Consider the following 24,860-nt stretch of genomic DNA (forward strand, 5'->3'; position numbering starts at 1 on the left):
ATGGGCTTTCGCTTGTCGAAGATTTACACCCGTACCGGCGACAAGGGCGAAACCGGCCTGGGCGACGGCCGCCGCGTCCCCAAGGATCACCCGCGGATCGAGGCCATTGGCGAAGTCGATTCATTGAACAGTCAGGTGGGCGTGCTGCTGGCCGGGCTGGCCGCAGCAAGCAACGAACATCCGGGGCTCAAGGAAGTGATCGAGGTATTGGCGCCCTGCCAGCACCGGTTGTTCGACCTCGGTGGCGAACTGGCAATGCCGGAATATCAGGCGTTGAACAGCGCAGAAATCGAGCGTCTGGAAGCGGCGATCGATGTGTGGAATGAAGAGTTGGGGCCGTTGGAGAACTTCATCCTGCCGGGCGGGTCAGCGTTGATCGCCCAGGCTCACGTGTGCAGAAGCCTGGCCCGTGCCGCCGAGCGTCGCTGCCAGCATTTGAATGCGCTTGAGCCACTGGCCGGGGTGGGGCTGGCGTACATCAATCGGTTATCAGATTTGCTGTTTGTGATGGCTAGGGTGATTGCGCGGCGTCAGGGAGTTGCGGAGATTTTGTGGCAGCCGGCGGCGAAGCCTGAGGTTTGAGCAATAACGTCACTGGCCCCATCGCGAGCAGGCTCGCTCCCACAATGGACTTTCTGTGGACACACTATCTGTGAACACCAAAAATCAATTGTGGGAGCGAGCTTGCTCGCGATAGGGCCATCAGCTATTACGCAGAACTTAGGCCTCAGGCCAGAACGCCCGAATCCCCGCCACACCCTGGGCACCCGCCGCCCAGGCCTTCTGTACTTCCGCCGGGCCAACTCCACCGAGCAGAAACACCGGCCTGCTGAAGCCCTGGATCAGGGTCGAAGCCTGCTCCCAACCCAACGGCTGCGCCCCCGGATGCGTCAACGTCGGCTGCACCGGTGACAAGGTCACGAAGTCCACCCCCATCTCCTCGGCCAGCGCCAGTTCCTCGGCGTTATGGCAGGAGGCCGCCAACCAGCGCGATGCAGGCAGTGGCCGACCGGCAGCTGCGTATTTGCGCAACTGCGCCGAGGTGATGTGCCAGCCGGCGGAGGGGAAATCTCCCAGCCACTCGAACGGCCCCTTGATCATCAACTGCGCCTTGCCAGCACACAGGCCGGCGGCATCGACCGCCAGATCGCGGTATTTCGGGTCGTAACCGTTTGGCGCGCGCAGCTGGATCAACTTGATACCGCCCGCGATGGCTTTCTGAATCCCCCGTAGCAGGGCCGGCGCTTCCAGATCTTCCGGAGTGATCAGGTACTGCTCGGGCAACCGCGCAGCAGCGACAATTGGCCGGTTCGCCTCGGGGAACTCGTAACCCGACAACTCACGCGCCGTGACCCACGCCAGTGGCTGGCCTTCCGCACCGTGTGGCTCGCCGGTAAATGCCGAGACTTCCCAGACATCCAGCAACACCTGCTTGTCCGGATAATCGTGGTGGACCTTGATCAACGGGCGGGCCGCATTGACCACGATGCCCAGTTCTTCCTGCAGCTCGCGGGCCAGTGCGGTTTCCACCGATTCATCAGCCTCGACCTTGCCACCAGGAAACTCCCACAACCCGCCCTGGTGCTGTGTGTCGGCACGGCGGGCGATGAGGATTTTGCCGCTGTCGTCACGGATGACGGCAGCGGCTACATGTACGCGTTTCACCGCTCGATTTCCTCCAGTCCGGCCTTCTGCCAGGCCTTGAAGGCCGGCCATTGGTAGATGGTTTCAACATAGGCCTCGTCGACAGCCGACAACTTGACCCGATAGGTACGCAGGCGCACGGCGATGGGTGCGAAGAACACGTCGGCCAGGCTTATGCGACCGAACAGGTACGGACCGGTTTCAGTGGCTGCGGCGCGGCATTCGGCCCACAGGGCTGACATGCGCTCGACATCCACCTGGACTTCGGTCGGAACCGACGCCAGCGGCGCGTCATGGCTCAGGTCGAACGGCATGTTGCCGCGCATGCCAAAGAATCCGCTGTGCATCTGCGCACAGGCCGAACGCGCCTGGGCGCGGGCAGCCGTGTCTTTGGGCCACAGGCCCTTGTCGGGAAATTGCTCAGCCAGGTATTCGGCAATTGCCAGGGAGTCGGCGATGGTGCCGTGCCCGGTTTTCAACAGCGGGACTTTGCCGGTTGGCGAATGCTTTAGCAGACACTCGCGGGTGTCTGGCTGGTTGAGTTTGATGAGTTCTTCGGTATAGGGGGCGCCGGTCAGGTCAAGAGCCAGGGCGCCGCGCAGGGACCAGGAGGAAAGCAGTTTGTCGCCGATGATCAGGTGCAGGCTCATGTTCGGGACCTTTAAATAGAGGGACAAGCCAGTCTAGCGGGTGACTGACAAACCGCCATCGCGAGCAGGCTCGCTCCCACATTGGTCCTGCCATACACAAAAACTGTGTCCACTGAGAATCCTGTGGGAGCGGGCTTGCCCGCGATGGGGTCGACGCGATCTTACGTACGATACTCGGCGTTGATCTTCACGTACTCGTGGGACAGATCGGTCGTCCAGATGGTTTCGCTGCAATCGCCGCGTCCCAGCTCGATACGGATGGTGATCTCTTCCTGCTGCATCACCGCAGCGCCCTGGGCTTCGGTGTAGGTGGCAGCACGCGCGCCACGGCTGGCGATGCACACTTCGCCGAGGAACACGTCGATCTTGCTCACGTCCAGGTTCGGTACGCCGGCACGGCCAACGGCGGCCAGGATACGGCCCCAGTTCGGATCGGAAGCGAACAGTGCGGTCTTGATCAGCGGCGAGTGGGCAACGGTGTAACCGACGTCCAGGCATTCCTGATGATTGCCGCCACCGTTGACTTCAACAGTCACGAACTTGGTTGCGCCTTCACCGTCGCGAACGATGGCCTGGGCCACGTCCATGCACACTTCGAACACCGCCTGCTTGAGTTTGGCGAACAGCTCGCCTTCGGCGCGGGTGATTTCCGGCAATGCCGCCTGACCGGTCGCGATCAGCATGCAGCAGTCGTTGGTCGAGGTGTCGCCGTCGATGGTGATGCGGTTGAACGACTTGTTGGCGCCGTCCAGCATCAGGTTTTGCAGCACTTCACGGGAGACTTTGGCGTCGGTGGCGATGTAGCCGAGCATGGTCGCCATGTTCGGGCGAATCATGCCCGCGCCTTTGCTGATGCCGGTCACGGTGACGGTGACGCCATCGTGCTGGAACTGGCGGCTGGCGCCCTTGGGCAGAGTATCGGTGGTCATGATGCCGGTGGCGGCAGCTTCCCAGTTGTTAACCGACAGGTCGTCGAGGGCCGCTTGCAACGCACCTTCGATCTTCTCGACCGGAAGCGGCTCGCCGATCACACCGGTGGAGTACGGCAGCACCTGGCTGGCGTCGACTCCGGTCAGTTCCGCCAGCTTGGCGCAGGTGCGCTCGGCGGCGGCCAGGCCCGGTTCACCGGTACCCGCGTTGGCATTGCCGGTGTTGGTCAGCAGGTAACGCACCGGGCCTTGCACACGTTGCTTGGCCAGGATCACCGGGGCCGCGCAAAAAGCGTTCAGGGTGAACACGCCCGCGACGGTCGAGCCTTCGACGCAGCGCATGACCACGACATCCTTGCGCCCCGGGCGCTTGATACCGGCCGATGCGATACCGAGTTCAAAACCGGCAACCGGGTGCAACGTTGGCAAAGGACCAAGACCAACAGCCATGAATGCGCTCCTCACTAGATGATGTCTGCACCGCTGCGCTCTTTTTCAACTAGCGGTGGTTTGAATGGTAAAACGCCGCGACGGCATGAGCCGGTCGCGGCGCGGGTATTTCAGCGTATCAAACGGGTTTTACTGGATCTGCCCGTGGCAATGCTTGAACTTCTTGCCCGAACCGCAGTAGCACAACTCGTTGCGGCCCAGCTTCTGCTCGTTGCGAACCGGTGCGGCAGCGAGGGCCACATCGACCTCTTCACCAAGCAGCTCCGGCTGCTCGAGGCCCGGGGCCTCGTCGTGTTGGAACTGCATGCGCGCTGCCAGTGCTTCGGCTTCCTGACGCAGACGGGCTTCTTCTTCGGCCGGATCTTCGCGGCGCACCTGAACGTGGGACAACACGCGGATCGAGTCGCGCTTGATCGAATCCAGCAGCTCGGAGAACAGCGTGAACGACTCGCGCTTGTATTCCTGCTTCGGGTTCTTCTGGGCATAGCCACGCAGGTGGATACCGTGACGCAGATGGTCCATGGTCGACAGGTGGTCTTTCCACAGGTCGTCCAGGACGCGCAGAACGATTTGTTTCTCGAAGGTGCGCAGCGCTTCGGCACCCGCCTGATCTTCTTTCTCGTTGTACGCAGCCATCAGCTCCTGCATCAGCTTCTCACGCAGGGTTTCTTCGTAAAGGTGGTCGTCTTCGTCAAGCCATTGCTGGATCGGCAGCTTCACGCCGAAGTCGCTGGCAATCGCGGCTTCCAGACCAGCCACGTCCCACTGCTCAGGCAGCGATTGCGGCGGAATGTGTGCGCTGACGGTCGCGTTGAGCACGTCCTGACGGAAGTCGGCGATGGTTTCACCGATATTGTCGGCAGCCAGCAACGTGTTACGCATGTGATAGATCACTTTACGCTGTTCGTTGTTGACGTCGTCGAACTCGAGCAGTTGCTTACGAATGTCGAAGTTGCGGCCTTCAACCTTGCGCTGCGCCTTTTCGATGGCGTTGGTCACCATGCGGTGCTCAATCGCTTCGCCCGGCTGCATGCCGAGGGCCTTCATGAAGTTCTTTACCCGGTCAGAGGCGAAGATACGCATCAGGCTGTCTTCCAGCGACAGGTAGAAACGGCTGGAACCGGCGTCGCCCTGACGGCCGGCGCGACCACGCAACTGGTTGTCGATACGACGGGATTCATGACGCTCGGAGGCGATCACCTGCAAACCGCCCGACTCGAGCACTTGCTGGTGACGTTTCTGCCAGTCGGCCTTGATCTGCGCGATCTGCTCAGGGGTCGGGTCTTCCAGCGAAGCGACTTCCACTTCCCAGTTACCACCCAACAGGATGTCGGTACCACGACCGGCCATGTTGGTAGCGATGGTCAGCGCACCCGGGCGACCGGCCTGGGCAATGATCTCGGCTTCCTTTTCGTGGAACTTGGCGTTCAGGACCTTGTGCTCGATGCCTTCCTTCACCAGCAGGCTGGACATGTGCTCGGAAGTTTCGATGGTGGCAGTACCCACCAGCACCGGACGGCCGGCGGCCATGCTTTCCTTGATGTCGTTGACGATGGCCGCGTATTTCTCGTCGGCGGTCAGGAACACCAGGTCGTTGTAGTCCTTGCGGGCCAGCGGCTTGTTGGTCGGGATGACGATGACCGGCAGGCCGTAGATCTGATGGAATTCGAACGCTTCGGTGTCGGCCGTACCGGTCATGCCGGACAGTTTTTCGTACAGACGGAAGTAGTTCTGGAAGGTGGTCGATGCCAGGGTCTGGCTTTCGGCCTGGATGTTCAGGTGTTCCTTGGCTTCGATGGCCTGGTGCAGGCCTTCGGACAGACGACGGCCCGGCATGGTACGGCCAGTGTGTTCGTCGACCAGGACAACCTGACCGTCCTGCACGATGTATTCCACGTTGCGGTGGAACAGCTTGTGCGCACGCAGGCCGGCGTAAACGTGGGTCAGCAGGCTCAGGTTGTGTGCCGAGTACAGGCTCTCGCCTTCAGCCAGCAGGCCCAGGCGGGTCAGCGCGTCTTCGACGAACTGGTGACCGGCTTCGTTGAGTTCGACCTGGCGGGTCTTCTCGTCGACGGTGTAGTGGCCAGCCTTGGTGACTTCGCCTTCCACTTCTTCGACGTGCAGTTCCAGCTGCGGGATCAGTTTGTTGATCTCCATGTACAGCTTGGAGCTGTCCTCGGCCTGACCGGAAATGATCAGGGGAGTACGGGCTTCGTCGATGAGGATGGAGTCGACTTCGTCGATCACGGCAAAATTGAGTTCACGCTGGAATTTTTCTTCCATGCTGAACGCCATGTTGTCGCGCAGGTAATCGAAACCGAATTCGTTGTTGGTGCCGTAGGTGATGTCGGCGGCGTAGGCGGCGCGCTTTTCTTCCGGCGGCTGGAACGGCGTGACCACGCCGACCGTCAGGCCGAGGAATTCGTAGAGCGGACGCATCCAGTTGGCATCTCGGCGGGCCAGGTAGTCGTTCACCGTGACCACGTGCACGCCCTTGCCGGACAGCGCGTTGAGGTAAACGCCCAGTGTGCCCACCAGGGTCTTGCCTTCACCGGTACGCATTTCGGCGATCTTGCCTTCATGCAAGGTCATGCCACCGATCAGCTGGACATCGAAGTGACGCATACCCATGACGCGCTTGCCGGCTTCGCGGGCGACCGCAAATGCTTCCGGCAGCAGCTTGTCGAGGGTTTCCCCTTTGGCGATGCGGGCCTTGAACTCATCCGTCTTGGCACGCAATTGATCGTCCGAAAGGGCCACCATTTGCTCTTCGAAAGAATTGACGTGTTGCACCGTCTTGAGCATGCGTTTGACTTCACGCTCGTTCTTGCTTCCAAAAAGTTTCTTTAACAAAGGCGCAAACATATCGGCAGGATCTTCCACACTAAAGGGATGGAGGGCGGCCCCATGAGCGTCGCCCGTGCAGCCCTCATGGCCGCATGCGAACGAGCATTCTACCCGGAAACGATGGTGAGGAAAGTGGCGTTATTCCACGATGCTGGCTCAGCGCTTTGACGGGGCTCACTTAAAATAGGGACAAATGATTGAACTTCAAGCCATGGAAGGCAGAAGTTATCCGTTGATTTAATGGGTAAAACGCGCGCAAAGCAATGGGTCGGGCGCAACCCGTGCTTTCTGCTACCATGGCCGCTCTGTTACTTCAGGTGTCTGATCATGGCATTTCGCCCTCTTACGGCCAGAGCACCCGCCGTCCTGCTACGCGAAGCCAAGCCGCTCAAGGCCATACTCGGTCATGCCCAACGCCTGGGTCATCTGCAACGGCTGCTCGACAGCCAACTGCAACCCGCCGCCCGCGAACATTGCCATGTGGCGTCGTTTCGCGAAGGAAGTTTGTTGTTGATCGTCACCGATGGCCATTGGGCCACCCGCCTGCGTTACCAGCAAAAACGCCTGCAACGGCAATTGCAGATGTTCGATGAGTTTTCCAGCCTCACGAGAATCCTGTTCAAGGTCCAGCCACCCACCGTTCATCGAGGTGCGGCCGGGCATACCATCGATTTGTCCGTGGATGCGGCGGCGACCATCCAGGCGACGGCCGATGGCATCAGTGATCCGAACCTGCGGGCGGCACTGGAGCGATTGGCGGCGCATGCCAGGCCCAAACCCTGAATTCACCAGGTTCTCCGTAGGAGCATGGCTTGCCCGCGATAAGGACGCCGCGGTGCACTAGGTACACCGCATCATCGTTCATCGCGGGCAAGCCTTGCTCCTACAGGGGTCAGCGGCGTTTGCTGCCACCCAGCAGAGACCCCATCAACCCCCGCACCAACTGCCGTCCCAACTGATTCGCCGCCTGACGCATCGCGGATTTCAACGCCTGCCCCGCCGCGGTACCGAGAAACTCCCCAGCCTGCTCGGTAAAACTCGGCTCCTGCGCTGCCGGCTTATCCGGCGCGGCCTCGGCTTCCGGCGCCAGCCCCTTGCGCCCCATCAGGACTTCATAGGCCGACTCGCGATCGATCGGCTTGTCATAACGCCCCTTGAACGGCGACCCGGCGATCAGCATCGTGCGCTCGGTGTCGGTCAGCGGCCCGATTCGAGATTGTGGTGGCGCCACCAGCACCCGCTGAACCATTTCCGGCGTGCCCTTTTCCTGCAAGGTCCCCACCAGGGCTTCACCGATACCCAATTCAGTCAGCACCGACAAGGCATCGAACGCCGGGTTCGGCCGGAAACCGTCCGCCACCGCCCGAAGGGACTTCTGCTCCTTGGCGGTGAACGCGCGCAAACCATGCTGGATGCGCAAGCCCAGCTGGGCCAGCACGTCATCCGGCAAGTCGCCTGGCGATTGGGTGACGAAATATACGCCCACGCCTTTTGAGCGAATCAGCCGAACCACTTGTTCCAGACGGTCCTGCAAGGCTTTGGGCGTGCCGGCAAACAGCAAATGCGCTTCGTCGAAAAAAAGCGCCAGCAGCGGCTTGTCCGCGTCGCCGCGCTCCGGCAATTGCTCAAACAGTTCGGCCAGCAGCCACAACAGGAAGGTCGCGTAGACCTTCGGCGCTTCGTGCACCAGACGACTGGCATCGAGCAGGTGAATGCGCCCGCGACCATCGGCAGCCGGCTGCAGAATGTCTTCAAGTTGCAGCGCCGGCTCCCCGAACAGCGCCTCGGCGCCCTGCTGCTCAAGGGTTGCCAGGCGCCGCAACAGGGCCTGGCTGGAACCGGTGGTCATCAACGCGGAATCATCGCCAAGCAGTTCCGGGTGGTCCTTGAGGTGATTGAGCAGCGCTTTCAGGTCCTTGAGATCCAGCAGCAACAGGCCCTCTCGGTCCGCGACCTTGAACGCGGCATATAGCGCCGATTGTTGACTGTCGGTCAGCTCCAGCAGGCTCCCCAGCAACAACGGCCCCATTTCACTCAACGTGGTGCGCAATGGATGACCGGACTGGCCGTGGATATCCCACAAGGTCACCGGATACGCCGCCGGTTTGTGGTTCAACCAGGGCATCCCGGCGATCCGCTCGGCGACTTTGCCCTGAGGGTTACCCGCAGCCCCCAATCCGCACAAGTCACCTTTGATATCGGCCGCGAACACCGCCACACCGGCATCGCTGAAGGCTTCGGCCATGCGTTGCAGGGTGACTGTCTTTCCGGTACCGGTAGCACCCGCGATCAAACCGTGGCGGTTGGCCAGGCGCATGGCCTGGGCGATCGGCTGCCCCGAAGGATCGGCGCCGATAACGAGTTGCAATGAGTCAGGCATTTGGTCACCCATGGTTAATCTTTGTGCTTGCACGGCCGATAGCAGTAGCGACAAAGCAAACAGACACAATCTGGTCGGATATTTCCCTTAAGGAGCGATGGAAATCCCACATGCTTTAAACCGTGCCCATTGCATCTCTTTATAAAAGCACGCGATGGGCATTAAGACTTTAGCGGAACCTCAAGCCATGAATAAAAATCTACGTTTCAGCCATAAAATCCTGCTTGCCGCCGCGCTCATCGTCATCACCACCTTCGCCTCGTTCACCCTGTACAACGACTATTTACAGCGCAACGCCATTCGCGAAGACCTGGACAACTACCTCAACGAGATGGGCGACGTCACCGCCAACAATATCCAGACCTGGCTGGCCGGCCGAATCCTGCTGATCGAAAACCTTGCGCAAAACATTGCCATCAACCCGGAACAAACCAACGTTGCCGCACTGCTCGAACAGAAAGCGCTGACGTCGACCTTCATGGCGTCCTACCTGGGCGACGCCACCGGACACTTCACCATCCGTCCGGATGCCAAGATGCCCGACGGCTTCGACCCACGGGTCCGCCCCTGGTACAAGGGCGCGGAAAACAGCAATACTCCGACCCTGACCGAACCCTATATCGATGCGGCCACCGGTCAAACCATCATTTCCCTGGCCACCGCCTCGAAAAAGGCCGGCCAAAACGTCGGCGTGGTCGGCGGTGACCTGAGCCTGCAAACCCTGATCGACACCCTCAGCGCGCGCGACTTCGACGGCATGGGGTACGCTTTCCTGGTCAGCGCCGATGGCAAGATTCTGGTGCACCCGGACAAGGCCCTGGTGATGAAGTCCCTGAGCGAGGCCTACCCGCAGAACACTCCGCGCATCAGCCGCGACTTCAGCGAAGTGGAAGTAGACGGCAAGACCCGCCTGGTGACCTTCACGCCGATCAAGGGCCTGCCTTCGGTCAACTGGTACATCGGCCTGTCCGTCGACAAGGAAAAGGCCTTCTCGATGCTCAGCGAATTCCGCACTTCGGCAGTGGTGGCGACGGTCATTTCCGTGGTGATCATCATCGCCCTGCTGGGGATGCTGATCCGCATCCTGATCCAGCCGCTGCACGTCATGACCCGCGCCATGGCCGACATTGCCGACGGCGAAGGCGACCTGACCAAACGCCTGACCATCGTCAACAACGATGAGTTCGGCACGCTTGGCACTGCCTTCAACCGTTTCGTCGAGCGTATTCACGGCTCGATCCGCGAGGTCTGCTCGGCCACCGGCCAAGTCAACGAAGTGGCGCTGCGCGTGGTGGCCGCCTCGAACTCATCGATGTACAACTCGGACCAACAGGCCTCGCGCACCAGCAGCGTCGCCGCAGCAATCAATCAGTTGGGCGCTGCCGCTCAGGAAATCGCCCGCAACGCCGCGCAGGCCTCCAATCAGGCCAGCGACGCCCGCAACCTCGCCGAGGATGGCCAGCATGTGGTGGATCGCAGCATTGCCGCGATGAACCAGCTGTCGAGCATGCTCAGCGCTTCGAGCAGCAACATCGAATCGCTCAACAGCAAGACCGTGAACATCGGGCAGATCCTCGAGGTCATCACCAGCATTTCCCAGCAAACCAATCTGCTGGCGCTCAACGCTGCCATTGAAGCGGCGCGGGCGGGCGAAGCCGGGCGCGGGTTTGCCGTGGTGGCCGATGAAGTGCGCAATCTGGCGCACCGTACCCAGGAATCGGCACAGCAGGTGCAGAGCATGATCGAGGAATTGCAGGTGGGCGCCCGGGAATCGGTCAGCACCATGAGCGACAGCCAGCGCCACAGCCAGGACAGCGTGGAAATCGCCAACCTGGCCGGCGAGCGCCTGAGCAGTGTGACCCGGCGCATCGGCGAAATCGACGGCATGAACCAATCCGTGGCCACGGCGACCGAGGAGCAGACGGCCGTGGTGGAATCGATCAATGTCGACATCACCGAAATCAATACATTGAACCAGGAAGGGGTGGAGAACTTGCAGTCGACACTGCGGGCCTGTGCCGATCTTGAGCAGCAAGCGGCGCGATTGAAACAACTGGTGGGCAGTTTCCGGATCTAGCGCCTGAACAGGCCCCTTCGCGAGCAGGCTCGCTCCCACATTTGATCTCTGTCGTTCACAAATAATGTGTTCACCGAAGAACCAATGTGGGAGCGAGCCTGCTCGCGATGGCGGTCTCCAATACACTGCAAAACCTCGCTGGCACCCCACCCGCAGAACCCCAACCGAACATCTATTCTTCAATAAGGTCAACCAAGGGAGACCCGACCGGAGGGATGTTCATCGTGCACATCGCCGACATCACCATGTTCTACGCCCCTGCCAGTGGTGGCGTGCGCACTTACCTGGATGCCAAACATCATCGTCTCTGCACAAGACCCGGCACTCGCCACAGTTTGCTTATCCCCGGAGCGATTTTCAGCGAAAAGGATGGCATCTACACCGTTCCGGCGCCCGCCCTGCCCTTCGGCAAGGGTTATCGCTTCCCTCTCCGCCTGGCGCCCTGGCGAAATGTCCTGCACGACTTGCAACCGGATCTGATCGAGGTCGGTGACCCGTACCTCACCGCCTGGGCAGCCCTGGATGCGCGGCGACAACTGGATGTGCCGGTGATCGGCTTTTATCACTCCGACCTGCCACTGCTGGCCAGCAATCGCATGGGCAATTGGGTCACGCCCAACGTCGAAGCCTATGTCAGCAGACTCTACGGCAACTTCGACCGGGTGCTGGCGCCAAGCCGGGTCATGGCAGACAAACTGACGGGCCTGGGGGTCAGGAACGTTTTTGTGCAGCCGCTGGGCGTCGATCTGCAACTGTTTCATCCCGCTGCCCGCGACCCCGGCCTGCGAGCCGAACTGGGCCTGGACGAACAGACTCATCTGCTGATCTTCGCCGGGCGCGGCTCCAAGGAAAAAAACCTGCCGATCCTGCTCGATTGCATGAAACGCCTGGGCCGGCGCTACCACTTGCTGCTGGTCGGCTCGTCGATGCCGACCAGCGTGCCGGACAACGTGACCGTCATCGACGATTTCCGCCCGGCCGCACAAGTTGCCCGCCTGATGGCCAGTGCCGATGCCCTGGTCCATGCCGGCGACCAGGAAACCTTCGGCCTGGTGATCCTCGAAGCCATGGCCTGCGGCATTCCGGTGGTGGCGGTGGCCGCCGGTGCGTTCGAGGAAATCATCGACGATCGATTCGGCCGGCTGTGCACGCCAAACGATCCATTGGCCATGGCCAACGCCCTGCGTGAGTTGTTCAGCCAGGGTTGCGCAGCCCTCGGCCAGCAAGCGCGACGCCATGTCGAGCAGCATTACGCCTGGGATACCGTGGTCAACAGCCTGCTCGGCCACTATCACGCCGTACTTGGCAGCCAGTGGCCACGAGTTGCCAATGGGTGAGCCCATGTCCTCGCCCAGCCTGCTACTGGTGCTGCACGATGTGGCACCACAAACCTGGGAAGACTACCGTCCCTTCGTCGAAGCCGTTGACGCACTTGGTGCGGTGCCGATGACCTGGCTGGTGGTGCCTGACTTTCACCACCATAACGACCTGCAAACTCATCCCGAATTTCGCCGCATGCTTGCCGGACGTCTCGAACGCGGTGACGAATTGGCACTGCATGGCTACTTTCATTGTGATGATGAACCGATATCGGCTAATCCACGGGACTGGTTCATGCGCCGTATTTATACCCACGAAGCTGAGTTCTACAGGTTGTCCCGGGAGCACGCCCTCGCCCGGCTGCGTGCAGGCATCGACTTGTTCGATCGTTACCACTGGCCACTCCAGGGCTTTGTCGCACCGGCGTGGCTGATGAGTGAGGGCACGCGCCAGGCGTTGCGCCGACTGCCTCTGAGCTACACCAGCGATGCACAGCATTTATATCGCCTTCCCGACTTTGCCCCGATCGACGCCCCCGGGTTGGTGTGGAGTTCGCGCAGTGCCTGGCGTCGAGGCCTGTCGAAACTCGTCAGTGACCGACTCGAGCATCGCTGGCGTCAGGCCCCGGTCATTCGGCTGGGCATTCATCCGGTGGACATGCGCCACGAGTTCTCGCGCACTTACTGGCTGAACCTCCTCCAGCGCCTGCTCGACAAAGGGCGGATGCCGCTGACCAAGGTGTGCTGGCTAGCCCGGCAAAACCAGCCGATGGAGCGCGCCGCATGAGTCGCGGGATCCTGCTGCTGATCGGCCTGCTTGCCGCCGTGCTGATTCCCTGGATATTGGGCGGCAGCGAAACCTGGTCTCGGCTGGAGAACTTTCCACTGAACTGGCTGCTGGTGATGTTCGGCATGATTTTGCTGTGCTGGTTGATCAACACCCTGCGCCTGAGACTGTTATTGGGCGATCAACGGCAGAAGGTCAGCCCGGTCAAGAGCCTCGGCGTGGTGATGGCCGCCGAGTTCGCCTACTGCGCGACCCCGGGAGGCAGCGGCGGACCACTGACAATCATGGCTTTACTGGCACGCAATGGTGTTCGCCCGGCCAGAGGCAGCGCGGTGTTTGCCATGGACCAGTTGAGCGACCTGTTGTTTTTTCTCTGTGCGTTGAGCACCATCCTGATTTATGCGCTGTTCCAGCACCTCAGCCAGCGAATGGAGTGGCTCCTGACGGTCAGTGCGATCTCGATGTTTGGCGGCCTGGTCTGCTGCGTAGCGGCCGCGCGCTACCATCGCCTGCTGATTCGCCTGGGTGGCCGGTTGCTCGTTCGCTTGAACGTCCAATCCACCACGCGCATGCGCTGGGCGCGAAAACTCTTGCACTTTCTGGCGGCATTTACCGACACACTCAAATTACCGTTTCAGACATTGATCAAGGTATTTGCCTTGACCTGCCTGCACTGGATCCTGCGTTACAGCGTGCTGTATCTGGCACTGCGCGGGTTGGGTGCGGACTTGCAGTGGGCCTGGAGCTTTCTGATCCAGATGCTGTCACTGAGTGCGGGGCAATTCAGCCTGCTGCCGGGCGGGGCCGGGGCGGCAGAACTGACATCGGCGGCGCTGTTGGCGCCCATGGTGGGCAAATCCACGGCGGCCGCAGCCATTCTGATCTGGCGGGCGGTGACCTATTACTTTTATCTGGTTGTGGGTGGGCCGGTGTTTCTTTTGATGCTGGGTCGGCCGTTGCTCAAGAAGTTGATGAAGCTCAAGCAGGCTTAGGCGGGTTGTCGGGTTCTTGCTGCAATTGCTCCCACAACTCGGCCGCTCCCGGAAATTCGGTGCCGTCCTCCGGGCTTATGTCATCGGGGTCATAACGACTCAAGCACCCTTCTCCCACTGTCGCAGGTGCCTTGGACGTGGCTTTATCCAGTGGATCGGTCATGTTTATGTCCTCAGAAACGGCGAAGGGCCTGGAGCGATTGAACGCCCAGGCCCTTCGATTTTCAACCGTATCGTGTCGGAATCAGAACACCACAGTCTTGTTGCCGTGCACCAGTACCCGGTCTTCGAGGTGGTAACGCAGGCCACGGGCCAGGACCATCTTCTCGACGTCACGACCGAAGCGCACCATGTCTTCGATGCTGTCGCTGTGGCTGACGCGTACCACGTCCTGCTCGATGATCGGACCGGCGTCCAGCTCTTCGGTCACGTAGTGGCAGGTCGCACCGATCAGCTTCACACCGCGCATGGACGCCTGGTGGTACGGCTTGGCACCAACGAAGGACGGCAGGAAGCTGTGGTGGATGTTGATGACCTTGTGGGCATATTCGCTGCACAACTCTGGCGGCAGAATCTGCATGTAGCGCGCCAGTACGACCACTTCCGCATCATGCTGTTTAACCAGGCGCGAAACTTCGGCGAAGGCCGGTTCCTTGTCCTGTGGATTGACCGGTACGTGGTAGTACGGGATGCCGTGCCATTCGACCATGCTGCGCAGGTCGTCGTGGTTGGAAATCACACAGGCGATTTCACAGTCCAGTTCATCGCTGTGCCAGCGGTGCAACAGGTCGGCCAGGCAGTGGGACTCGCGGCTTGCCATCAGCACCACGCGTTTTTTCTGCGCGGTATCGGTGATGCGCCAGTCCATCGAAAACTCTTCGGCAATCGGCGCAAAGGCTTCACGCAGGGCTTCGATACCGAACGGCAGCGAGTCGGCACGAATCTCGTGACGCATGAAGAACCAGCCACTCTGATTGTCCGAGTGATGGCTCGCTTCAGTGATCCAGCCGTTATGGGACGCCAGAAAGTTACTGACTTTAGCAACGATGCCGACGCGGTCCGGGCAAGAAATCACCAGCCGATATGTATGCATGAGGGGGAAACTCCAGAACTTCGCAAAGGCGGCCATTCTAGCGACAACGCAGCAAAACCGCAGTATTGATCACGTTGTGTCTTGCCCGGTGGTCGCTGAGCAGGGTACTGCCAGCCCTGCGCAGTCCTGTTCGTGGCAGTGTTGTTTACCTTCTATACGCATTCAATTGTGAATAACTGTCGTGGTCGACTCGAACTTTTAACTGCTCATCCATTGTCGGACAAACTCATCGTATTTAAATTAAATAAACATCGGTTTAATGTTTACTTGAAGAAATACCCTGACTATTATTGCCGCACTGTCTCCCTGCCATCTCTTTTCTACATAAGGTAGTAATCATGTCCTTGATCAACGAATATCGTGCCACCGAAGAAGCTATCAAAGAGCTGCAAGCCCGTTTGAAGAATCTGTCCCAAGACGACAAACTGCAAACCGAGCTGGAATTCGAAGGCAAACTGCGCACCCTGATGGGCGAATACTCCAAGTCCCTGCGCGACATCATCGCTTTGCTGGATCCGGAATCCAAAACCAAGGCACCACGTGGCGGCGCGGTAAAAACTACCGGCACCAAGCGTGCTCGCAAAGTTAAACAATACAAAAACCCGCACAACGGCGAAGTCATTGAAACCAAAGGCGGCAACCACAAGACTCTGAAAGAGTGGAAAGCCAAGTGGGGCGGTGACGTGGTTGAAGGCTGGGCTACCCTGCTGGGCTAAGCCTGCGCACTTGTCGCATACGAATTTGTGACAAAAAATAACGCCAGCATTACGCTGGCGTTTTTTTATGCCTCGAATTCAACATCGCTCATTTTCGAATTCAAAGATTCAAGCGTTTGCGCAATTCCCCTACATAGTACTGCCATTGATCAAGCACCTCCTGCTGAAACGGCGTCGCTGTAAGAGCCCATTGGGCCGCGGCCTGCGTGAAACTTTCCAGGGTATTGGGTGCGCCCCATTCCGGGGCAGTCAAACGTTTCTGACAGAACATTCTCCAGCGTTCTTGCTCTTCAACACTCAAGGTGTCGGAAAAGTTGCGTGCGCGATATCGAAACAATAATTCCGGCAGACGTTCATCATCGAAAGGCCATTGCTGTTGCGCCAATTGAATAGGATCGACCGTGCGCACTTGTTCACAAAGCCTGCGATCGCGGTCGCCAATGAAACCATCGTACAACTGTTGTTCCGGGTCCTGGCTGGGGGCAAATTCCTCGCCGGCATATATTCCCAGGACTTTGTCCTGCCAAACTTTCTGCGCCTCGCTCAGTTGTGCTGCGCGCTGCTGATACAGCGCCATATCCATCCCGAGGCGCTGTTGATCTTCCGGACGCAGGACACCCAGGGGCGCCACCACCGGACACTTGTTGATGTGAATGAGCTTGAGCGGCACCGGCAACTCGCCCTCGGCCAACTCCTCGCGCCGGGTGTACAGGCGCTGGCGCAGGGTGTCGGCATCCAGGTCCAGCACTCCCTGGGGATCCAGGTGCAGATCGCAGACGATCAATGCGTTCTTGTTGCGTGGGTGCCAAGCCAGGGGCAACACCACTCCGATGTAGCCGCGAGCGGCGGAAAAACGCCCGGACACGTGGACCATCGGTTTGAGCAGACGAATCTGATCAAGGACCTTTTGTTTACTGCGTAGCTGAAACAGGAAGTCGTACAGCTTCGGTTGCTTTTCCCGAACGAGGCGCGCGAGGGCGATGGTGGCGCGAACGTCCGACAGCGCCTCGTGGGCATGGCCGTGATCGATGCCGTTCGCGGCGGTGAGGCGTTCGAGCTTGAGTGTCACCCGCCCCTCATCATCCATCGGCCAGACGATGCCATCCGGACGCAAGGCGTAGGCCGCACGCACCACATCGATCAAGTCCCAGCGACTGTTACCGCCCTGCCATTCCCGCGCGTAGGGATCGAAGAAATTGCGGTACAGGCTGTAGCGGGTCATCTCGTCGTCGAAACGCAAGGTGTTGTAGCCCGCGCCACAGGTACCGGGCGCCGCCAGTTGGGCATGCACCCGGGTCATGAAGTCGGCTTCGCTCATGCCTTGTTCAGACAACACGCCGGGGGTAATGCCGGTAATGGCGCAGGCCGCCGGATGCGGCAGGATATCTTCGCTGGGCTGGCAATAGAGATTGACCGGCTCGTCGATTTCATTGAGATCAAAGTCAGTACGCAGCCCCGCCATTTGCAGGGGTCGGTCGCAACGGGGATTGATGCCCGTCGTTTCATAGTCGTACCAGAAGATGGAGGTCACAGGTTTTTCCTGAACAACGGGAGATCGGCGAAGTCTAGGCTTTCAGGCCCTGCGGCGGCCAGCAATGTTGTTGAAGAGTGCTCGCTCAAGCCGCCGGCAACATTTTCCCAGGCAAGGCTGCTAGCATCGAGAAGACGAGTCCCTCCCGATCAGGCCACAACATCAGGTTGCCCATGTTCGAGACCGCAGCACTGCAACGGAAAGCGACGCTGTCCCCGCCACTGGATACGCGGTATCAGGTCGAAACGCCGGAAGGCATCGATTTGCCATTGCGGCCGGCCGGGCTGATGGTCCGCGCATTGGCGTTCTCCATCGACCTGGCGCTGCGCGGTTTGATCCTCGGCCTGCTGTTCGTGGCGCTTTCGATGCTTGGCAAGCTGGGCATGGGCCTGGGTTCGCTGCTGATCTTCGGCGTGAGCTGGTGGTACATGGTGCTGTTCGAAGTCCTCAACCAGGGCCGCTCACCGGGCAAGCAATGGATGGGCCTGCGGGTGGTGCAGGATGACGGCACGCCCGTTGGCTGGTCTGCCTCGCTGCTGCGTAACCTGCTGCGCTTTGTAGATCTGCTGCCCTTCGGTTACTTCCTCGGTGCCATCAGCTGCCTGCAAACGCCGGGGTTCAAGCGCCTCGGCGACCTTGCCGCCGGTACGTTGGTGATCTACCGCGAACAACCCCTCACCCGCCCGCAACTGCCCGCCGCCCAACCGCGCCACGCGCCCTTCGCCCTGACACTGTCCGAACAGCGCGCCATTCTCGGGTTCGCCGAACGCCAGGCCGGCCTCTCCGATGCCCGGGTCAATGAACTGGCCGCCATCCTCGCCCAACCCCTGCAAGTACCTGTGCCGCAGGCGGCCGCCGAACTCAATGGCATCGCCCGCGGGCTGTTGGGTCCGGCATGAAGCAAAGTCTTTTCGAACATCGGCACATGGCCGAATGGGAGCAGTTCGACGGCCTGCTGCAAAGGCTGGAACGCGACAGGAACGCCACGGGGATGGACAATTTTCCCGGCGACTATCGACGCATTTGCCAACACCTGGCACTGGCCCGGGAGCGCGGTTACAGCAGTTTCCTGATCGACTCCCTGCAACAACAAGTGCTGCGCGGGCATCAACAGCTGTATCGCCATCGAAGCCACCTGGGCGCCCATGTGCTGGGGTTCATCCTCGTCGGTTTCCCGCGTCTGGTGCGCGAACAGTGGCGTTTCGTGCTGGCGGCCAGCCTGCTGTTTTTCGGCAGCCTGATCGGCTTTGCCTTGCTGGTTTACCTGTTTCCGGACCTGGTCTACAACCTGATGCCCGCCGAGCAGGTCAGCGAAATGCAAAGCATGTACGACCCCCAGGCCGGTCACCTCGGACGCTCGGCGGAACGCGCCGCCAGCGAAGACTGGGTGATGTTCGGCTACTACATCATGCATAACATCGGGATCGCCTTTCAGACCTTCGCCAGCGGTTTGCTGTTTGGCCTGGGCAGCGCATTTTTCCTGTTCTTCAACGGCATGATCATCGGCACGGTGGCCGGCCACCTGACGCAGATTGGCTTCGGGCAGACCTTCTGGTCCTTCGTCATCGGGCATGGCGCCTTCGAACTGACCGCCATTGCCCTGGCCGGCGCCGCGGGCCTGCAACTGGGCTGGGCGCTGATCGCGCCGGGACGCCTGTCCCGTGCCGAAGCCTTGCGTCTGGCGGCACGCAAGAGTGTGTTGCTGATTTGCGGGGTCATGCTGTTTCTGCTGATTGCTGCGTTTATCGAAGCCTACTGGTCGTCGATGACCGCACCGGCGCTATTGACCAAATACCTGGTCGGCGCGGCACTTTGGCTGCTGATCGCAGGCTATCTGCTGTTTGCCGGACGGGTCCGCCATGCGCCTGAGTGATGCCAGTGTGGTCATCCGCCCGCGCCCGACCTGGGAAGCCATGGACCTGGGCGTGTTGCTGAACCAGCGCCATCGACGCCTGCTGATGACCAGTTGGGCCCTGGTGACGCTGCCGGTGTTTGCCCTGTTGACCTGGCTGTTCTGGGAGTCGCCGTCCTGGGCGGTGATCATCTTCTGGTGGTTGAAACCGGCGTTCGAGCGCCTGCCGCTGTACATCCTGTCCAAGGCCCTGTTCGGTGAAACCCCCACGCTCAAACAGGCTCTTTACCAATGGCCACGACTGCTCAAGCCGCAACTGCTGGCCAGCCTGACCTGGCGTCGCTTGAGCCTGTGTCGCAGCTTCCTGCTGCCGGTCATCCAGCTCGAAGGCCTTGGCGGTGATGCGCGACAACAGCGTTTGCGAGTCCTGTTGCAACGTGATGCCAATGCGGCGCGATGGCTGACGGTCATTGGCGCACACTTGGAAACCGCGCTTTGGATCGGCCTGACGGTGCTGTTTTATCTGCTCCTGCCGCAGCAGGTGGCCGTGGACTGGAGCTGGCAATCGCTGATCGCGGCCGCGAACCAGGATTGGCGCTGGCTGGAACACCTGACCAATGCCTTCTATGTCCTGGTGCTGGTGCTGTGGGAACCGATTTATGTCGCCTGCGGCTTCAGCCTTTATCTGAACCGGCGCACCGTGCTGGAAGCCTGGGACATCGAACTGGTGTTCCGCCGCCTGCGCCAGCGCTTGAGCACGACCGCCGCCGGGCTGTTACTGGCAGCGATTGTGCTGATGCCTGCCAGCCAACATGTCTGGGCTGCAGAGCCGGTGCCCTCACCCGATAGCCCGCGTCTGCTGCAGCAACCCCTGACCAGTCAGGCCTCCCGGGCCAGCATCCAGACCCTCCTCGAACAACCACCGTTCAAGAACCTGGAAACCGTTACCCGCTATCGCTTCGGTGACGACAAGGCCACCGCCCAATCCCCGGACGATAACCAGACGCCGGCGTGGCTCAAGGCATTGCTGGAGTTATTTGGCAGCCAGCGCTTCGGCTCAGTGGCGACAGTGATCGAAACCTTTCTGTGGGGCGCGGTGATCCTTGCCATCGGCGTGTTGATCTGGCGTTACCGCGACTGGCTGCAGACGTTCGTCAGTCGTCGCCCTCTTCCTCGCAAGAAAGCCCCGCCTGCGATGCCGCAACAGGCGTTCGGCCTGGACCTCGGCCGCGACACCTTGCCGGCCGACATTGCCGCCAGCGCCGAAAGCCTCTGGCAAACCCGGCCCCGAGAAGCACTCGGCCTGCTCTATCGTGCCCTGCTCAGTCACTTGTTGAATGATTTCAACCTCGTGCTCAAGGCGGCCGACACCGAAGGCCAGGTGCTGGAGCGCATCAGGCAGCTGCAGCAACCGGCCCTGCTGGCCTTCAGCCAGGACCTGACAATGCACTGGCAGAACATGGCCTATGGGCATCGCCTGCCACCGCAGGATTCGCGGCAGCAATTGTGCGATGGCTGGCGCGCCTTGTTCGGGCCGGGGGCGATTCGTTGAACCGTCGCAACAGGCCGTTGATGCTCGGCATCCTGATCGCCGTGCTGCTGGGTGCGCTGGCCCTCTATCTATACGTCAAGGCCATTCCCTATGCGGATCAGATCGACCACGGTCCCTCGCCGGAAGCCCAGGCCAATCCCTACCTCGCCGCCGAGCACTTCCTGCGCCAACAGGGCCTGAGCGTCAGCCATGCCAACAGTCTCGACATCCTGCCCAGGCTGGAACCACGCCGGAACAGCCTGCTGCTGCTCGGGGATCGCTACAACATGACGCCCCGGCAGATTGATCAAGTCATGAACTGGACCCGGGCCGGCGGGCGTCTTTTGTTCGTCGCCCAATCGCTGTGGGACGAAAAGGCCGGGCGCAGCAACGACCTGCTGCTCGACCGTGTGCAGCTGCATCAATCTTTGAGCAAGGATCTCAAGGACCCACCGCCCGGCGACGATAACGGCAGTGGCAATGACAATGCCGCCGACCCCTACCCGAAGCTGACAAAGCTGTATCTGGAAAACGAAGACGCACCCGCCTATGCCGGCTTCGATACCGCGTTCCACCTCGAAGACCCGAACAACCTCGCCCAGGCCTGGGCCAACAGCGCCAAAGCCACGCACATGATGCAACTCAACCACGGGCTGGGCTCGATTATCGTGGTGACCGACGCCGACCTGTGGAAAACCCCGGCCATCGGCCTGTACGACAACGCCTGGCTGCTCTGGTATCTGACGGCCGACACCCACGTGACCCTGATGTACGACAGCGATCACGACAACCTGTGGACCTTGTTGCTGCGTTATTTCCCCCAGGCGCTGGTGGCGCTGATCGCCCTGATCGGATTGGGCCTGTGGCATGTCGGTGTACGCCATGGGCCATTGCAGGCGCCGGCGCCGAAAACTCGCCGGCAACTGCTGGAACATGTGCGCGCCAGTGCCGACTTCATGTTGCGGCGCAACGGCCAGCACAGCCTGCTGCAAGCCTTGCAACAGGACATCCTGCGCCGGGTTCGCCATCGGCATCCCGGATACGACCAACTGGCCGTCGCCGAACAATGGCTGGTGCTGTCGCGCCTGACCCGGCAACCCACACGCGCCATCAGCCAGGCCATGAGCCCGCGACCGAAGCGGCGGCTGTCCAGTGCCGAATTCAGTCGTCAAGTCGCCCATCTGCAAACCTTGAGGAACGCTTTATGACGGACCCGAAAGAGCCCGATACCGCCGCTCACGCCATGCAGCAACGGCAACGCGCCAGCCAGTTGGCCCAGGCGATACGCACCGAACTGCAAAAGGCGGTGATCGGCCAGGACAGCGTCATCGACGACGTACTCGGCGCATTGATTGCCGGTGGCCACGTGTTGCTCGAAGGCGTGCCGGGGCTGGGCAAGACCTTGCTGGTGCGGGCGCTGGCACGCTGCTTTGCTGGTGAGTTCGCACGTATCCAGTTCACCCCGGACCTGATGCCCAGCGATGTCACGGGGCATGCGGTGTACGACCTGCAGACCGAACAATTCAAACTGCGCAAAGGCCCGCTGTTCACCAACCTGCTGCTGGCCGACGAGATCAACCGGGCACCGGCCAAGACCCAGGCCGCGCTGCTCGAAGCCATGCAGGAACGGCAGGTCACCCTCGAAGGCCGCGCCCTGCCCATCGCGCAACCGTTCATGGTCCTGGCCACGCAAAACCCGATCGAACAGGAAGGCACTTACCCGCTGCCGGAAGCCGAGCTGGATCGCTTCATGCTCAAGGTGCGCATGGACTATCCCGACGCCGCGCAGGAGCTGGACATGGTGCGCCAGGTCAGTCGCTCGACCCGCGCCGACATGCTCGATGTACAGCCACTGCGCACGATCCTGCAGGCCAAGGATGTGCTGGCCTTGCAGCGCATCGCCAGCGACCTGCCACTGGACGACCAAGTGCTCGATTACGCCGTGCGCCTGGCCCGTACCACCCGCAGCTGGCCCGGCCTGACCCTCGGTGCAGGTCCTCGGGCCTCGATTGCGCTGGTGCGTTGCGCCCGGGCACGGGCTTTATTGCGCGGCGGCGAGTTCGTCATTCCGGATGACATCAAGCACTGCGCGCTGGCGGTATTGCGCCATCGCGTGCGTATCGCGCCAGAGCTGGATATCGAAGGGCTGGATGTGGATCAGGTGCTGCGCCAGCTGCTCGATCAAGTGCCGGCGCCGCGCCTGTGAAACCGACTCGCCTTCTGTTGCTCTGGCTCGCGCTGTTGCTGGCCGTCGGCATCGTGCTGGGCACCTTGCAGGCACTGGAGTTCGGGTTGCCGGCTTACCTGTCGCGGATCAACTGGGGCCTGCTGTTGGCACTCATGATCCTGGCGCTGATCGATGCAGTGCGCCTCAAGCGCCTGCCCTCGCCGCGCCTGCTGCGGCGCATGCCAGGCAGCCTGGCGCTGGGGCGCTGGAGTGAGGTGCGACTGGAGCTTGAACACGACTTTGCGCAGCCGCTGGAGCTGCAACTTTTCGACCACGTACCCGACGGCCTGAGCTTCGAGCACCTGCCAATGACCGTGCAACTGCAGCCGGGCCAGCGCAGCCTGATGGACTACCGCCTGCGCCCGCTCAAGCGCGGGCATTTCAGTTTCGAACGCTGCGAAATCAACCTGCCGGGGCCGCTGGGGCTGTGGTCCGACAAGCGTTTGCTCAATGTGACGGACCACACGCGGGTCTATCCCGATTTCGCCCACCTCTACGGCGGTCAACTGCTGGCTGTGGATAACTGGCTCAGCCAACTCGGCGTGCGCCAGCGTCAACGACGTGGTCAAGGGATGGAGTTTCATCAGTTGCGCGAATTTCGCGAGGGCGACAGCCTGCGGCAAATCGACTGGAAAGCCACCGCCCGTCAGAGGGCGCCGATTGCCCGGGAATACCAGGACGAACGCGACCAGCAGATCGTGTTCATGCTCGACTGCGGGCGCCGCATGCGCAGCCAGGACGCCGAGCTGGCGCATTTCGACCATGCGCTTAATGCGTGCCTGCTGCTGAGCTACGTCGCGCTGCGCCAGGGGGATGCCGTGGGTCTGTGTACTTTCGCCAGCGATCAACCGCGCTACCTCGCCCCGGTCAAAGGCAGCGGACAACTCAATGTCCTGCTCAACACCGTCTACGACCTGAACAGCAGCCAGCGCAGCGCCGACTATCAAGCGGCCATCACCGAACTGCTCGCCCGCCAGAAACGCCGGGCACTGATGGTGCTGATGACCAACCTGCGGGACGAAGACGATGAAGAACTGCTCACCGCCGTCAAACGCCTGAGCCGGCACCATCGGGTGCTGGTCACCAGTCTGCGCGAAGAGGTGCTCGACAACCTGCGGCAAACGCCAGTGCAGACCTTGCCCGAGGCGCTGGCCTATTGCGGCACGGTGGATTACCTCAATGCACGGGCCGAACTGCATGAGCGGCTGAGCGCCCATGGCGTGCCGGTGCTGGATGCGCGGCCAGGGGAATTGGGTACGCAACTGGTGACGCAGTATTTGAGCTGGAAGCGCGGTGGGAGTGTTTGATCGGGTCAGCTGGATCTCCACCGCCCGAGCCGACGCCATCGCGAGCAGGCTCGCTCCCACAGGGGATTGTGTGAATCACGCAGATCAACTGTGGGAGCGAGCCTGCTCGCGAAGCTTTTGAAGCTTCAGGCCGAAGCCGACAACGTCTGGAAACTGAAGTACTGCTTCAACGCCTCCACCAATTGCCCATATTCCGGCGGGGCACGCTGCAGGCTGAACCCGGCGTCATAGTACTGGGGGGTTTGATCTTCGTGGCACCACAGGCAGCACGCCCGCAGATCGATGATCTGCTGGCACCCATCGCCGACCGGAATTTTCAGGCGCAAGCCGAAGTCCGCGCCTATCATCATGGGCAACTGGCTGATGAGCATCAGCCCGTGTTCGGAGACATTGCCCAGGTAACCGATGGGTTTGTCAGTGACACTGTTGAATACTTTCAGGAAATACGGCAGTTGATGCCGCTCGATCCGGCGGTCAGTGAACATTGCTGAATTCGCTTCGCTAGACCCTTAAGCAGGGCCGCACTAA

General features: G+C 60.9%; 22 protein-coding genes and 1 pseudogene. 14 read left to right on the top strand and 9 right to left on the bottom strand.

All coding sequences use genetic code 11. The features are described 5' to 3' along the window. The gene (locus tag DKY63_RS13940) at nucleotides 1–582 is read left to right on the top strand and encodes a cob(I)yrinic acid a,c-diamide adenosyltransferase (protein WP_110964632.1); all 582 of its coding nucleotides are present in this window, start codon (nucleotides 1–3) and stop codon (nucleotides 580–582) included. A gap of 138 nt (nucleotides 583–720) precedes the next feature. Here the strand turns inward: DKY63_RS13940 and DKY63_RS13945 are convergent, their stop codons facing one another. From DKY63_RS13945 to secA, 4 genes are all read right to left on the bottom strand, one after another. Then, nucleotides 721–1,665 carry a Nudix family hydrolase gene (locus DKY63_RS13945; protein WP_110964633.1) on the bottom strand — a complete coding sequence of 315 codons (945 nt, stop codon included), beginning with the start codon at nucleotides 1,663–1,665 and terminating at the stop codon, nucleotides 721–723. After that, nucleotides 1,662–2,294 (bottom strand): glutathione S-transferase family protein, encoded by a 633-nt coding sequence (locus DKY63_RS13950; RefSeq protein ID WP_110964634.1) that lies wholly within the window; start codon nucleotides 2,292–2,294, stop codon nucleotides 1,662–1,664. Before DKY63_RS13950 ends, DKY63_RS13945 begins: the two co-directional genes overlap by 4 nt. Nucleotides 2,295–2,455: 161 nt before the next feature. Continuing rightward, nucleotides 2,456–3,673, bottom strand: a complete 1,218-nt coding sequence (gene argJ / locus DKY63_RS13955; RefSeq protein WP_110964635.1) for a bifunctional glutamate N-acetyltransferase/amino-acid acetyltransferase ArgJ — start codon at nucleotides 3,671–3,673, stop codon at nucleotides 2,456–2,458. 129 nt (nucleotides 3,674–3,802) lie between these two features. Then, nucleotides 3,803–6,538, bottom strand: coding sequence for a preprotein translocase subunit SecA (secA, locus tag DKY63_RS13960; protein WP_110964636.1), 2,736 nt, complete (start codon nucleotides 6,536–6,538; stop codon nucleotides 3,803–3,805). A 309-nt stretch (nucleotides 6,539–6,847) separates the two neighbouring features. Here secA and DKY63_RS13965 point away from each other — a divergent pair, with 309 nt between their 5' ends. After that, entirely contained in the window at nucleotides 6,848–7,303 is a 456-nt protein-coding gene (locus DKY63_RS13965; protein WP_110964637.1) for a DUF721 domain-containing protein, read from the top strand. A gap of 109 nt (nucleotides 7,304–7,412) precedes the next feature. Here DKY63_RS13965 and DKY63_RS13970 read toward each other — a convergent pair whose 3' ends face one another. Beyond that, nucleotides 7,413–8,900, bottom strand: coding sequence for a helicase HerA-like domain-containing protein (locus DKY63_RS13970; RefSeq protein WP_110967920.1), 1,488 nt, complete (start codon nucleotides 8,898–8,900; stop codon nucleotides 7,413–7,415). Between the two features lie 187 nt (nucleotides 8,901–9,087). On the opposite strand from DKY63_RS13970, the pseudogene DKY63_RS33090 reads away from it, so the two are divergent. The 5 genes and pseudogenes from DKY63_RS33090 to DKY63_RS13990 form a co-directional block, all read left to right on the top strand. Then, nucleotides 9,088–10,119 (top strand): annotated as a pseudogene (locus DKY63_RS33090) (HAMP domain-containing protein); the annotation flags it as partial. A gap of 93 nt (nucleotides 10,120–10,212) precedes the next feature. Next, nucleotides 10,213–10,977 (top strand): methyl-accepting chemotaxis protein, encoded by a 765-nt coding sequence (locus DKY63_RS33095; protein WP_430523154.1) that lies wholly within the window; start codon nucleotides 10,213–10,215, stop codon nucleotides 10,975–10,977. Between the two features lie 215 nt (nucleotides 10,978–11,192). Continuing rightward, a complete protein-coding gene (locus DKY63_RS13980; RefSeq protein WP_204354330.1) occupies nucleotides 11,193–12,314 on the top strand; it encodes a glycosyltransferase family 4 protein in 1,122 nt (373 codons plus the stop codon). After that, entirely contained in the window at nucleotides 12,307–13,083 is a 777-nt protein-coding gene (locus DKY63_RS13985) for a DUF2334 domain-containing protein (protein WP_110964639.1), read from the top strand. The genes DKY63_RS13980 and DKY63_RS13985 overlap by 8 nt, the downstream gene beginning before the upstream one ends. Continuing rightward, a complete protein-coding gene (locus DKY63_RS13990) occupies nucleotides 13,080–14,075 on the top strand; it encodes a lysylphosphatidylglycerol synthase transmembrane domain-containing protein (RefSeq protein ID WP_110964640.1) in 996 nt (331 codons plus the stop codon). The genes DKY63_RS13985 and DKY63_RS13990 overlap by 4 nt, the downstream gene beginning before the upstream one ends. Here DKY63_RS13990 and DKY63_RS32390 read toward each other — a convergent pair. Together DKY63_RS32390 and purU are read right to left on the bottom strand one after the other, a co-directional pair. Beyond that, nucleotides 14,062–14,238, bottom strand: coding sequence for a hypothetical protein (locus DKY63_RS32390; protein ID WP_204354331.1), 177 nt, complete (start codon nucleotides 14,236–14,238; stop codon nucleotides 14,062–14,064). The genes DKY63_RS13990 and DKY63_RS32390 overlap by 14 nt on opposite strands. An 81-nt stretch (nucleotides 14,239–14,319) precedes the next feature. Beyond that, nucleotides 14,320–15,168 carry a formyltetrahydrofolate deformylase gene (purU, locus tag DKY63_RS13995; protein WP_110964641.1) on the bottom strand — a complete coding sequence of 283 codons (849 nt, stop codon included), beginning with the start codon at nucleotides 15,166–15,168 and terminating at the stop codon, nucleotides 14,320–14,322. 338 nt (nucleotides 15,169–15,506) lie between these two features. On the opposite strand from purU, the gene mvaT reads away from it, so the two are divergent. Continuing rightward, nucleotides 15,507–15,884 carry a histone-like nucleoid-structuring protein MvaT gene (gene mvaT / locus DKY63_RS14000; protein WP_007933316.1) on the top strand — a complete coding sequence of 126 codons (378 nt, stop codon included), beginning with the start codon at nucleotides 15,507–15,509 and terminating at the stop codon, nucleotides 15,882–15,884. 100 nt (nucleotides 15,885–15,984) lie between these two features. Here mvaT and sbcB read toward each other — a convergent pair whose 3' ends face one another. Next, nucleotides 15,985–17,415, bottom strand: coding sequence for an exodeoxyribonuclease I (gene sbcB, locus DKY63_RS14005; RefSeq protein WP_110964642.1), 1,431 nt, complete (start codon nucleotides 17,413–17,415; stop codon nucleotides 15,985–15,987). A 173-nt stretch (nucleotides 17,416–17,588) separates the two neighbouring features. On the opposite strand from sbcB, the gene DKY63_RS14010 reads away from it, so the two are divergent. Genes DKY63_RS14010 through DKY63_RS14035 form a run of 6 tightly spaced genes read left to right on the top strand, consistent with a single transcriptional unit; the run spans nucleotide 17,589 to nucleotide 24,332 of the window. Then, on the top strand, nucleotides 17,589–18,314 hold the full coding sequence (locus DKY63_RS14010) for an RDD family protein (RefSeq protein WP_110964643.1): 726 nt from the start codon (nucleotides 17,589–17,591) through the stop codon (nucleotides 18,312–18,314). Next, entirely contained in the window at nucleotides 18,311–19,288 is a 978-nt protein-coding gene (locus DKY63_RS14015) for a stage II sporulation protein M (RefSeq protein ID WP_110967922.1), read from the top strand. The genes DKY63_RS14010 and DKY63_RS14015 overlap by 4 nt, the downstream gene beginning before the upstream one ends. Continuing rightward, a complete protein-coding gene (locus DKY63_RS14020; protein ID WP_110964644.1) occupies nucleotides 19,275–20,819 on the top strand; it encodes a DUF4129 domain-containing protein in 1,545 nt (514 codons plus the stop codon). Before DKY63_RS14015 ends, DKY63_RS14020 begins: the two co-directional genes overlap by 14 nt. A gap of 20 nt (nucleotides 20,820–20,839) precedes the next feature. After that, nucleotides 20,840–22,006: a DUF4350 domain-containing protein gene (locus DKY63_RS14025; protein WP_430523155.1), complete on the top strand. Its 1,167-nt coding sequence runs from the start codon at nucleotides 20,840–20,842 to the stop codon at nucleotides 22,004–22,006. Then, a complete protein-coding gene (locus DKY63_RS14030; protein ID WP_110964645.1) occupies nucleotides 22,003–23,004 on the top strand; it encodes an AAA family ATPase in 1,002 nt (333 codons plus the stop codon). The genes DKY63_RS14025 and DKY63_RS14030 overlap by 4 nt, the downstream gene beginning before the upstream one ends. Continuing rightward, a complete protein-coding gene (locus tag DKY63_RS14035; RefSeq protein WP_110964646.1) occupies nucleotides 23,001–24,332 on the top strand; it encodes a DUF58 domain-containing protein in 1,332 nt (443 codons plus the stop codon). The genes DKY63_RS14030 and DKY63_RS14035 overlap by 4 nt, the downstream gene beginning before the upstream one ends. Before the next feature lie 125 nt (nucleotides 24,333–24,457). Here DKY63_RS14035 and DKY63_RS14040 read toward each other — a convergent pair whose 3' ends face one another. Next, complete coding sequence (locus DKY63_RS14040) at nucleotides 24,458–24,817, bottom strand: PilZ domain-containing protein (RefSeq protein WP_110964647.1); 360 nt, start codon at nucleotides 24,815–24,817, stop codon at nucleotides 24,458–24,460. Between the last annotated feature and the right edge of the window lie 43 nt (nucleotides 24,818–24,860).

The sequence above is a fragment of the Pseudomonas putida genome (genome assembly GCF_003228315.1).
Lineage (GTDB): Bacteria > Pseudomonadota > Gammaproteobacteria > Pseudomonadales > Pseudomonadaceae > Aquipseudomonas > Aquipseudomonas putida_S.

Excerpts from the sequence above, each read along its gene's own strand:
- DKY63_RS13940 (WP_110964632.1), top strand. The coding sequence starts at position 1 with ATGGGCTTTCGCTTGTCGAAGATTTACACCCGTACCGGCGACAAGGGC.
- DKY63_RS13950 (WP_110964634.1), bottom strand. The coding sequence starts at position 2,294 with ATGAGCCTGCACCTGATCATCGGCGACAAACTGCTTTCCTCCTGGTCC.
- argJ (WP_110964635.1), bottom strand. The coding sequence starts at position 3,673 with ATGGCTGTTGGTCTTGGTCCTTTGCCAACGTTGCACCCGGTTGCCGGT.
- secA (WP_110964636.1), bottom strand. The coding sequence starts at position 6,538 with ATGTTTGCGCCTTTGTTAAAGAAACTTTTTGGAAGCAAGAACGAGCGT.
- DKY63_RS13965 (WP_110964637.1), top strand. The coding sequence starts at position 6,848 with ATGGCATTTCGCCCTCTTACGGCCAGAGCACCCGCCGTCCTGCTACGC.
- DKY63_RS13970 (WP_110967920.1), bottom strand. The coding sequence starts at position 8,900 with ATGCCTGACTCATTGCAACTCGTTATCGGCGCCGATCCTTCGGGGCAG.
- DKY63_RS33095 (WP_430523154.1), top strand. The coding sequence starts at position 10,213 with ATGTACAACTCGGACCAACAGGCCTCGCGCACCAGCAGCGTCGCCGCA.
- DKY63_RS13980 (WP_204354330.1), top strand. The coding sequence starts at position 11,193 with ATGTTCATCGTGCACATCGCCGACATCACCATGTTCTACGCCCCTGCC.
- DKY63_RS13985 (WP_110964639.1), top strand. The coding sequence starts at position 12,307 with ATGGGTGAGCCCATGTCCTCGCCCAGCCTGCTACTGGTGCTGCACGAT.
- DKY63_RS13990 (WP_110964640.1), top strand. The coding sequence starts at position 13,080 with ATGAGTCGCGGGATCCTGCTGCTGATCGGCCTGCTTGCCGCCGTGCTG.
- DKY63_RS32390 (WP_204354331.1), bottom strand. The coding sequence starts at position 14,238 with ATGACCGATCCACTGGATAAAGCCACGTCCAAGGCACCTGCGACAGTG.
- purU (WP_110964641.1), bottom strand. The coding sequence starts at position 15,168 with ATGCATACATATCGGCTGGTGATTTCTTGCCCGGACCGCGTCGGCATC.
- mvaT (WP_007933316.1), top strand. The coding sequence starts at position 15,507 with ATGTCCTTGATCAACGAATATCGTGCCACCGAAGAAGCTATCAAAGAG.
- DKY63_RS14010 (WP_110964643.1), top strand. The coding sequence starts at position 17,589 with ATGTTCGAGACCGCAGCACTGCAACGGAAAGCGACGCTGTCCCCGCCA.
- DKY63_RS14015 (WP_110967922.1), top strand. The coding sequence starts at position 18,311 with ATGAAGCAAAGTCTTTTCGAACATCGGCACATGGCCGAATGGGAGCAG.
- DKY63_RS14020 (WP_110964644.1), top strand. The coding sequence starts at position 19,275 with ATGCGCCTGAGTGATGCCAGTGTGGTCATCCGCCCGCGCCCGACCTGG.
- DKY63_RS14025 (WP_430523155.1), top strand. The coding sequence starts at position 20,840 with ATGCTCGGCATCCTGATCGCCGTGCTGCTGGGTGCGCTGGCCCTCTAT.
- DKY63_RS14030 (WP_110964645.1), top strand. The coding sequence starts at position 22,003 with ATGACGGACCCGAAAGAGCCCGATACCGCCGCTCACGCCATGCAGCAA.
- DKY63_RS14040 (WP_110964647.1), bottom strand. The coding sequence starts at position 24,817 with ATGTTCACTGACCGCCGGATCGAGCGGCATCAACTGCCGTATTTCCTG.